General features: G+C 56.4%; 1 protein-coding gene. It reads left to right on the top strand.

The genetic code is table 11. The annotated features are described in order from the left end of the window. Positions 1–239 precede the first annotated feature (239 nt). Positions 240–1,214: an IS110 family transposase gene (locus LXM55_RS32315; protein ID WP_233324194.1), complete on the top strand. Its 975-nt coding sequence runs from the start codon at positions 240–242 to the stop codon at positions 1,212–1,214. Positions 1,215–1,234: the final 20 nt, after the last annotated feature.

Below are 1,234 nucleotides of genomic sequence, written 5' to 3'. Positions count from 1 at the left end.
TGTATCTCGACTAACGCTTCTCCAGAAGCGATAGTTCTCGACTGATCATCGAGGAAGGGGAATGAAGCCGGGCAGCGGCTTAAGCCTAGAGCTTGCACTGTAGATTGAGCTCCTCCTCTTCAACCTCACTCGCTAAGTCCGCACGGTATCAAGAGCCCGTCAGTTGACGAGAGCTCGCATTGACAAGGCAGAGACCGAGTGATGGATGGTCGTGAGTCTATGCATCAGAGGGAGGAAGTATGTCCAACGTAGTTGGTATCGACATCGCCAAGAATACATTCGACGTGGCGACCCCATTGCCAAATGGCAAGTACAGAACACGCAGCAAGATCCCCAACAACACCAGTGGTTTCGCACAGCTCGACAGCTGGCTCAAGCAGCATTGCGAACCCGGTGCTCGGATCGTGATGGAGGCAACCAGCGTCTATCACGAGGCCTTGGCCGAGCACCTCTATCACCAAGGTTACGAAGTCATCGTCAGTAACCCTGCACGGATCCACTACTTCAAGAAAAGCGAGGGCGTGCACTACAAGACGGACAAGGTTGACGCCAAGCTGCTGGCTGATTTTGCCGAGGCCAGGCACAAGAAACCCTTGTCCCCTTGGAAGCCGGAACCCGCGTCACTACGCCGTTTACGCGCCTTGCTGCGGCGTCTGGATGATCTGCAAGAGATGCTGCAGATGGAGCGCAATCGTCAGGATGTGGCAGATCTGGTGGTACGGGAGTCGATCAGCTCGCACATCGGCCATATCGAAAAGGATATCGCCCAAACCCGCCAATTGATCAAACAGCATATCGATGATGACCCGGATCTGCGGGGCAAGCGCGACCTGCTGCTGACGATCGACGGCATTGGCGAAAAGACCGCCTCCGTGATCCTGGCGGAACTGGGTGACCTAGCAGAGTTTCGCAGTGCTCGGGCGATCGTCTCGTTTGCCGGACTGAACCCGCGGTTGGCGGAATCCGGAACGTTTAAGGGGCGAACGCCGATCAGCAAAGCAGGTTCGGGGCGGATACGCAGGGCCTTGTACCTGCCTAGCATCACGGCGATGAACATGAGCGAGCCGATGATGGCCATGAAAAGCCGTCTGCGTGCCAACGGCAAGGCGGGCAAGCAGATCGTCTGCGCGGTCATGCGCAAGATGCTGCACATCGTCTTTGGCGTGCTCAAATCGGGGAAGTCTTATGACCCGAAATTGGCTCTTGCCCAGTAACGGGCAAGACGGTATCTACA

This window comes from Pseudomonas sp. Au-Pse12 (assembly GCF_021341665.1).
Lineage (GTDB): Bacteria > Pseudomonadota > Gammaproteobacteria > Pseudomonadales > Pseudomonadaceae > Aquipseudomonas.
This window is presented reverse-complemented; position numbering and strand designations above follow the sequence as displayed.

Excerpts from the sequence above, each read along its gene's own strand:
- LXM55_RS32315 (WP_233324194.1), top strand. The coding sequence starts at position 240 with ATGTCCAACGTAGTTGGTATCGACATCGCCAAGAATACATTCGACGTG.